General features: G+C 73.9%; 6 protein-coding genes and 1 pseudogene. 3 read left to right on the forward strand and 4 right to left on the reverse strand.

Going from position 1 to position 7,284, the window contains the following annotated elements:
- Together GU5_RS16635 and nirB are read right to left on the reverse strand one after the other, a co-directional pair.
- Window positions 1-342: SAM-dependent methyltransferase (locus tag GU5_RS16635; RefSeq protein WP_010524370.1), on the reverse strand; the 342-nt coding region annotated here is incomplete at its 3' end.
- A gap of 97 nt (window positions 343-439) precedes the next feature.
- Window positions 440-3,088: pseudogene (gene nirB / locus GU5_RS13995) on the reverse strand (nitrite reductase large subunit NirB); the annotation flags it as partial.
- Window positions 3,089-3,372: 284 nt separating this feature from the next.
- Between nirB and nirD the strand changes: the two are divergent.
- The 3 genes from nirD (at window position 3,373) to GU5_RS0104435 (ending at window position 5,953) form a co-directional block, all read left to right on the forward strand.
- Window positions 3,373-3,768: a nitrite reductase small subunit NirD gene (nirD, locus tag GU5_RS0104425; RefSeq protein ID WP_010524372.1), complete on the forward strand. Its 396-nt coding sequence runs from the start codon at window positions 3,373-3,375 to the stop codon at window positions 3,766-3,768.
- Between the two features lie 156 nt (window positions 3,769-3,924).
- Entirely contained in the window at window positions 3,925-4,197 is a 273-nt protein-coding gene (locus GU5_RS16235) for a hypothetical protein (RefSeq protein WP_010524373.1), read from the forward strand.
- 160 nt (window positions 4,198-4,357) lie between these two features.
- Complete coding sequence (locus tag GU5_RS0104435) at window positions 4,358-5,953, forward strand: molybdopterin-dependent oxidoreductase (protein WP_010524374.1); 1,596 nt, start codon at window positions 4,358-4,360, stop codon at window positions 5,951-5,953.
- A gap of 11 nt (window positions 5,954-5,964) precedes the next feature.
- Here GU5_RS0104435 and GU5_RS0104440 read toward each other — a convergent pair whose 3' ends face one another.
- Both GU5_RS0104440 and GU5_RS0104445 read right to left on the reverse strand, forming a co-directional pair.
- Window positions 5,965-6,414: a (2Fe-2S)-binding protein gene (locus GU5_RS0104440; protein ID WP_158217714.1), complete on the reverse strand. Its 450-nt coding sequence runs from the start codon at window positions 6,412-6,414 to the stop codon at window positions 5,965-5,967.
- Window positions 6,414-7,284, reverse strand: an 871-nt coding sequence (locus GU5_RS0104445; RefSeq protein ID WP_010524376.1) for an FAD-dependent oxidoreductase, incomplete at its 5' end; no start/stop codon positions are given. The genes GU5_RS0104440 and GU5_RS0104445, both read right to left, overlap by 1 nt.

Consider the following 7,284-nt stretch of genomic DNA (forward strand, 5'->3'; position numbering starts at 1 on the left):
CACGCCGGCGGCGCGGCAGGCGGCGACCTCCTCGCCGCCGCGGGCGAAGACATAGGGGTCGCCGCCCTTGAGCCGGACCACGCGGCGTCCCGCGCGGGCCGCGGAGACCAGCCGGCGGCCGATCTCCGCCTGCGGCACGCGATGGTGGCCGGGGCGCTTGCCCACGTCGACCAGCTCGGCATGCGGCGCCCAGGAGGACAGATCGTCGGTGGGGGCCAGCCGGTCGTGATAGACGACGTCGGCGGCGGCCAGCGCGTCGCGGGCGCGCACCGTCATCAGATCGCCGGCGCCCGGCCCGCCGCCCACCAGCGTCACGGAGCCCAGCGGGGTCCCGCCCATCATGAGCCGGCCCCCGCCCCGCCGGCTGCGGCGCGTCGGCCTCGGCGTGATCGGCCGGTGCGGCGGCCGGCTCGACGTCGGACTCCACCGCGTCGGCGCCGCGCACCGGGATCCGCGGGCCGGAGAGCAGCACCGGGCCCTCGCCGGCGTCGGCGGCGGCGACCTCCGCCTCGGTGGCGGGGCGGCGCTGGTCGCGGTCGACGACGTAGGACAGCCCGGTGTCCGGGGCCTCGGGGGCGTTGACGAAGCTGCGGAAGCGGCGCAGCTTCTCCGGGTCGCGCAGCGTGGCCGCCCACTCGTCCTCATAGGTGTCCACGTGGCGGGACATGGCCTCCTCGAGATCGGCGGCGATGCCCAGCGAGTCCTGCACGACGACGTCGTGGACGTGGTCGACGCCGCCGTCGAGCTCGGCCATCCAGTGCGCGGTGCGCTGCAGTCGGTCAGCAGTGCGCACGTAGTAGATGATGTACCGGTCGATGTAGCGCAGCAGCGTCTCATCATCGAGGTCCTTCGCCAGCAGCTCCGCGTGGGCCGGGGTGGCGCCGCCGTTGCCGCCGACGTAGAGGTTCCAGCCCTCGGTGGTGGCGATGACGCCGACGTCCTTGCCGCGGGCCTCGGCGCATTCGCGGGCGCAGCCGGAGACGCCGAACTTCAGCTTATGCGGCGAGCGCAGGCCGCGGTAGCGCATCTCCAGCTCGATGGCCATGGCCACCGAGTCCTGCACGCCGTAGCGGCACCAGGTCGAGCCCACGCAGGACTTCACGTTGCGCAGCGCCTTGCCGTAGGCCTGCCCGGACTCGAAGCCGGCGTCGACCAGCCGCTTCCAGATCTTCGGCAGCTGCTCCAGCCGGGCGCCGAACATGTCGATCCGCTGGGCGCCGGTGATCTTGGTGTAGAGATCGAACTCCTGGGCGACCTCGGCGATGACCGCCAGCTTCTCCGGCGTGATCTCGCCGGCCGGCACGCGCGGGACCACCGAGTAGGTGCCGTCCTTCTGCATGTTGGCCAGCGCACGGTCGTTGGTGTCCTGCAGCGCGCCGCGGCCGTCGTCGAGGATGTACTCGTCGTACTCGGCGGCCAGGAGGGAGGCGACCACCGGCTTGCAGATGTCGCAGCCGAAGTTCGTCGTCGAGTCCGCCGGGGTGCCGAAGCGGTCGATGATCGCGGTGAAGGAGGTCAGGCCCGTGGCGCGGACGGCCTCGAAGAGCTCGCTGCGCGAGTGGGCGAAATGCTCGCAGAGGGCGGTGGAGACCTCCATGCCCTGGCTGAGCATCTCCTTCTCCATGATCTTCTTGGTCAGCGGCAGGCAGGAGCCGCACTGCGTGCCCGCCCCGGTGCAGGCCTTGATCGCGCCGATGTCGCCGCAGGGCGGGTTCTCGCCGTCGCCGGCGACGGCGGTCCGGATGCTGCCGGCGCAGACGTCCTTGCAGGAGCAGATCTGCGCGTCGTCGGGCAGCTCGACCTCGGCGGGCTCGCCGCCGGCGGCCGAGAGGAAGCTGCCCGGCTCGGAGGGCAGCTCGCGGCCGAGCAGCGGCCGCAGCGAGGAGTAGGGGCTCGCGTCGCCGACGAAGATGCCGCCCAGCAGGGTCTTGGCGTCGTCGGAGACCACCAGCTTCTGGTAGACGCCCTCGGCGGGGTCGGCGTAGACGACCTCGAGGGCGTCGTCGGCCTCGGCGAAGCCGTCGCCGAAGGAGGCGACGTCCATGCCGGCGAGCTTGAGCTTCGCGGCGGTGTCGAAGCCGTCGAAGGTCGCGTCGCCGCCGGCCAGCCGGTCGGCGACGACTTCGGCCATCGCGTTGGCCGGGGCGACCAGGCCCATCGTGGTGTCCTCGAAGCAGGCGACCTCGCCGATGGCCCAGACTCCCGGCGCCGAGGTCGCGCAGGTGTCGTCGATGACCGCGCCGCCGCGCGGGCCGAGCTCCAGGCCGGCCTCGCGGGCCAGCTCGTCGCGGGCGGTGATGCCGATGGCGGCGACGACGAGGTCGGCGGCGACGTCGTCGGCGCTCGGGAAATGCAGCATGTAGGGGTGTGTCCGCTCGGCGCGCTCGAGGTCCACGGTCAGCGCGGCCGGCCGCTCGCCGAGCTGCAGCGTGTAGCCCTCGTGCTCCAGCAGGCGGTTCAGCGTGCGGCCGCCGAACTCGTCGAGCTGGGCGTTCATCAGCCACGGACGGGAGTGGACCACGGTGACCTCGGCGCCGCGGCCCTGCAGCCCGCCGGCGGCCTCCAGGCCGAGCAGCCCGCCGCCGATGACCGCGCAGCGTGGGGCGCGGCCGAGGTCGTCGGCCAGCTCGGCGGCCTTCGCCCGCAGCCAGTCGACGTCGTCGAGGGTGCGGTAGACCGCGATGTGCTCGCTGTTCTCCACCGGCGGGCGCGGGGCCGAGGAGCCGGTGGCCAGCACCAGCTCGTCGTAGCCGACGGCCTCGCCCTCGGCGGTGGTGATGGTGCGTGCGTCCGGGTCGAGCCCGCTGACGGCGACGCCGGTGCGCAGGGTCACCGCCGGGTGCTCCCAGAGGCTCGGCTCGCCGAGCAGCAGGTCGTCGTCGGTCTCGAAGCGCTTGGACAGCGCGACCCGGTCGTAGGGGGCGACCGGCTCCTCGGCGAAGACCGTGATGGTCGTCCCCGGCAGCCGGCGGGCGACCAGCGCCTCGGTCAGCCGGTGGGCGGCCGGGCCGCCGCCCACGACGACGACGCGGCGGGCGTCGCCGGCCGGCGCGCCCTCGGTGGTGGTCGCTGTGCTGGGTGCAGACATCGAAACTCCCCTTCGCGATCGGTCGGTGCCGCGCGCCTCGTGGGCGCGGCGGTCGATCGGCGTCGTGCGACTGCGTTCTGCAGTCGTCGCAGATCTGCGGCGACGCCGTCCCCGACACTGGGTGCGGTCCACGCTAGGCGGGAGCGATTTCCCGGTCGTATCGCATCTGTAAATCCAGGATGACGAGGACCTCTGGTGAGGGGCGCGGCGGCATGAAGGGCGTTTCATCGCCGGGAAACACCGCGGCACGATGGGCGAAACGGCGCGGGCCTAGCCTGAACGGCATGACAGCTGCACTGGATGTCCGCACCGCGCACGAGACCGCCGATGCATCGTCGGGAGGGTCATCGCCGGCCGGCACCGAGCACGTGGTGTGCCGGCTGGAGGACCTCGAGCCCTTCTTCGGCGAGGCCGCCCTGGTCGAGGGGGTGCAGGTCGCCCTGATCCGCGTGCCCGGCGACCGGGTCTTCGCCGTCTCGCAGTGGGACGACGTCGCCCGCGCCAACGTGATGGCCCGCGGCATCGTCGGCACGAAGCAGGGGCGCCCCACGCTGGCCTCGCCCATCCACAAGCAGGTCTACTGCCTGGAGACCGGCGAGTGCCTGAGCCAGGAGGGCCCGCGCCTGGAGGTCTTCGCCGTGCGCGTCGACGAGGCCGGCCGCATCGCCGTCGCCGTCTGATCCGGCGCGGTTCTGCCGTGGAGCTCCGGAGATCACCGAGTTGTCGCAGCATGACCGTGCTGTCTCACGGGGATCCTGCGACAACTCGGTGATCTCGGCTCCTCAGGTGCGCGGCGACGACGGTGCGCGGCGTCGCCGTGCTGAGTCGGGAGACTGGTGAAGGAGCCGGCCGTCGCGCGCTGCGTCATCTGGGCGGCGGTGCTCCTCGTGATCGGGATCGTCGTCAGCCTGGCGACTCCGTTCCTCCAGGAGGCCGTGCTCGGCGTGCAGAGCACGAGGAGCATGGGCACAGTCCAGCTGGTCGGCATGATCAGCGCCGTGCTCCGCTGGACGTTCTTCCCCGCGGCCGCCGCGCTCCTCGGCGCCGCCGTCGTCATCGGCTGGATGCGGGAGCATCTCGCGGCGCAGGAGCCCGCCCGCCGGTCGTGAGCGGCCGGGCGTCCGCGAGCGGGTGCGGCTGCGGACGGGGTGGGACGGCGGTGTCGTCGCGCAGGGCGGGGCGCAGGACGTGCTGCATTGACCCGCCGGACCTTCCGCGCGCACGATCAAGCATGAGCTGTGTCGCCGGATCGAGGAGGGGGACGACGCCGTGGCGACGCCCGGCCTGACCCGTCCTGCGGCCGCGCTGATCGGCTGCGCCGCCGCGCTGAGCACCCTCGGCACGGCCGAGCTGCTGGCCGGCGTGCTGATCCCCGACGGATCGCCGCTGCTGGCGACGGGCGCCGTCGTCATCGACGCCAGTCCCGCCTGGTTGAAGGACGCCGCGATCACCCTCTTCGGCACCGCCGACAAGATCGCGCTGTTCGTGGTCATGGGCGTCGTCGCCACGCTGCTCGCCGTCGGCATCGGGCTGCTCGCACGCATCCGTCGCGTGGCCGCCCGGCTGCTCGTGCTCGGCATCGGCCTGGGACTCGCCGCCGCGGTGCTCTCCCGGCCGGAGGTCGGGATCGTCGGACTCGCCTGGCTGCCGGTCGTGCTGCCGACCGTCTGCGGACTCGCCGTCGGGCTGCTCGTGCTGGAGGGCCTGGTCCGCCGGGGCCTGCGCGCGGCGGGGGATCATCCGCGTGCGTCGTCGTCCCCGTCGTCGGCCGGATCCTCGTCCTCGCCGGTTCCGGGCCGCCGCAGCGTGCTCGGGCTCGCCGCGACCGCCGGGGTGCTCGGCGCGGCCGGTCTCCTCGCGGGCCGCATCGGCGCCTCGGTCCTGCATGCCGGGCGGCGGCTGCGCGAGACGATCACGCTCCCGCGGCCGGCGCACAGCGCCCCGCGCCCGTCCGGGGTGAGTGCCGGCGTCGCGGGCATGCCGAGCTGGACGACGCCGAACGACACCTTCTACCGCATCGACACCGCCCTGGTCCCGCCCGACGTCGACCCGCGGAGCTGGGAACTGCGCATCCACGGACTCGTCGAGCGCGAGGTCACCCTCGACTTCGACGAGCTGCTCGAGCGCGACCTGGTCGAGGCCTGGGTGACGCTGGCCTGCGTCTCCAACGAGATCGGCGGCGACCTGGTGGGCAACGCGAAGTGGCTGGGACTGCCGGTGCGGACGCTGCTGGCCGAGGCGGGCCCGCGCCCCGAGGCTGACATGGTCCTCTCCCGCTCGCCGGACGGCTTCTCCGCCTCCACGCCGCTGGCCGCGCTGACCGATGAGCGCGATGCGCTGCTGGCCGTCGGGATGAACGACGAACCGCTGCCGACGGAGCACGGCTTCCCGGCCCGGCTGGTGGTGCCGGGGCTCTACGGCTACGTCTCGGCGACCAAATGGGTCGTCGAGCTGGAGGTCACCCGCTTCGCCGACGCCACGGCCTACTGGACCGACCGCGGCTGGTCGGCGCGCGGGCCGATCAAGACCGCCTCGCGCATCGACGTCCCGCGCGAGGGTGCCCGGGTCACCGCCGGACAGGTCGCCGTCGGCGGCACCGCCTGGGCCCAGCATCGCGGCATCACCGCGGTGGAGATCCAGCTCGACGACGACGCGTGGCGGGGCGCGGAGCTCGCCGCCGCGGGCGGGATCGACACCTGGCGGCAGTTCTCCCTGATGCTCGACGACGTCGCCGCCGGCGAGCATCGCCTGCGGGTCCGGGCCACCGACGGCGACGGCGTCACTCAGACCGAGGAGGTCAGCGCCACGGTCCCGGACGGCGCCACCGGCTGGCACGAGGTGGAGTTCATCGCCGAGGAGGGGTGACGGTCGCGCCCTCACACCCCCGCCGGCGCGGCGGCCAGGACCTTCTCGATCGACGAGCGGCAGGTCCCGCATCCGGTGCCCGCGCGGCAGGCGGCGCCGACCTCGTCCACTGTGGAGCAGGTCTCGGCGGCCTCGGCGACCATCCCGGCCGTCGCCCCGGAGCAGCGGCAGAGCACGTCGTCGGGGCCCAGCTCCTGCTCGGCGGTGGCATGCTGGGCGGCGACCAGTGCGGTGCGGTCGGCCACGGGCAGAGTGCCGCGGGTGGCGTGCATGGACAGCTCGGCGGCTGTGCGAGCCATGCCCACCGAGACGAATCCCAGCAGACGCTCGCCCTCGGTGACGATGCGCAGGTACTGCCCGGCCTGCGGATCCGACCAGGTCGAGACCGTCGGGGCGTCCGGCGCCCAGGGGTCCACCTGGGTGGTGCCCGCACAGGCCACCGAGAGCGTCTTCGACTTCATCAGGATGACCTCCAGGCGCGGCTCCTCCTCGGTCGTCGCGGCCGAGGCGTCGACGTCGGCGCCGTGGTCCGCCGCCCCGTCCCGTTCCATCGGGCGCCCGGCGGCGTCGCGCTCGACGTCGACGGCGAGCCCCAGGTCGCGGCGCAGCGCGACGGCGGCGAGCTCGGCCTGCTCCCAGCCCGGTGCGATGAGTCCGGACGGGTCGCGACCCTCGTGGGCCGCACAGTCGCCGATCGCGTAGATCCGCTCGTCGCCGAGGCTGCGGCAGTCGCGGTCGACGTGCACGCCCCATTGGTGGGCAGCCCGGCGTCGAGGGCCAGCTCGTGCCGCGGGAGCACCCCGCAGCAGGTGACCAGCAGCCGCGCCGGCAGCTTCTCGTCGCGTGAGGTGCGCACAGCGGTCAGCCGGCCGTCGTCGGAGACTATAGTGTGGATGTCGGTGGAGGAGCGCACGTCGACGCCGGCGCCGACCAGCTCGCGGCGCAGCAGCTGGCCGGAGTCGGCGTCGATCTGCCGGCCCATCGGCGCGGTGCCGCGGTGGACCAGCGTCACCGGCGCACCGATCTCCGCCACGGCGAGCGCGGCCTCGACGCCGAGCACCCCGCCGCCGAGCACCACCACCGGCTCGCCGGCCTCCACGGCGGCGCGGATGGTCGTCGCGTCCTCCATCGTGCGCAGCGCCATGACGCCGTCGGGGTACCGGTCCCGCGGGTCGCCGCTGGCCTCGGCCTCGCGGCGGGCGCGCATGCTCAGCTCGGCGTCGATGGCGCCGTTGCGGCGCATCTCCACCTGCATATGCGGCATGATCGCCTCGGCGCCGGTGGCCAGCACCAGCCGGTCGTAGTGCAGCGCCGAGCCGTGCTGAGCGTGA

It is taken from the genome of Nesterenkonia sp. F, from assembly GCF_000220985.1.
In the GTDB taxonomy this organism is placed as follows: Bacteria; Actinomycetota; Actinomycetes; order Actinomycetales; family Micrococcaceae; genus Nesterenkonia.

Coding starts and splice junctions, on each gene's coding strand:
- nirD (WP_010524372.1), top strand. CDS start 3,373: ATGACAGCTGCACTGGATGTCCGCACCGCGCACGAGACCGCCGATGCA.
- GU5_RS0104440 (WP_158217714.1), bottom strand. CDS start 6,414: ATGAAGTCGAAGACGCTCTCGGTGGCCTGTGCGGGCACCACCCAGGTG.